A 705-nucleotide genomic window follows, 5' to 3' on the forward strand; every position below is an offset into this window, starting at 1 on the left:
CGGCGCATGTGGTCGGCAACGGGTCGGAGATGGAAGCAGGCGCGGCCGGACCAATTGCCCAGTGTCGCCCGATCAAGCCGGATCCCCTGGCGCGCATAGATCTCGGCCTGACGGTAAAACGGCGTATGGTCGCCAAACTTGGAGACAATCACGTGCGCAATCGCCGCTTCGGTCGGCAGCCCGCTGGGTACGACGTGCTCCGGTGCGTGCGCCTGCACGACAGGGCCCGAGCAGCGGCGACAGATGTATTTCGGGCGGCGCGTGACCAGCACGCGCCATTGCGCCGGGATCACGTCGAGCCGTTTGCTGACGTCCTCGCCGATCTTCGTCATCGCCCCGCAACCGCACGGACAAAGCGTGCTCGCAGGCTCGAGGATCCGCTCCACCCGCGGCAATTGAGAAGGCAAGCAGCCCCGATTGCGATGACGAGCTTGATCCGATCCGCCGCGCGACCGGCCCTGGATGATCGCGGCCGCCTTCTCCTGCGCAGCGTCCAGGACGCCTTGCGCGATCTCCACGTCTTCGAGCGGCAAATGATACTGATCTGGTCGCAGCTTCTCGGACTTCGCACCGAACTTGTCGCGGCGCAATTCGCCGAGAATGACCTCCAGCCGACGCCGTGCTTCCTCCGACGCCGCCAGTGCCCCCTGATGCTCACTCAAGGCCGTCTGCGTTTGCGCCAAAAGCGCCTTCAAGCGTTCGTTT

Annotated in this window: 1 protein-coding gene; it reads right to left on the bottom strand. The window is 65.1% G+C overall.

What is annotated here, in order from left to right:
* Positions 1 to 705 (bottom strand): IS66 family transposase (locus tag AC5ZGW_RS46690; RefSeq protein ID WP_496114202.1); only part of this gene is annotated, 705 nt, incomplete at both ends.

The sequence above is a fragment of the Bradyrhizobium sp. Crot121 genome (genome assembly GCF_059512385.1).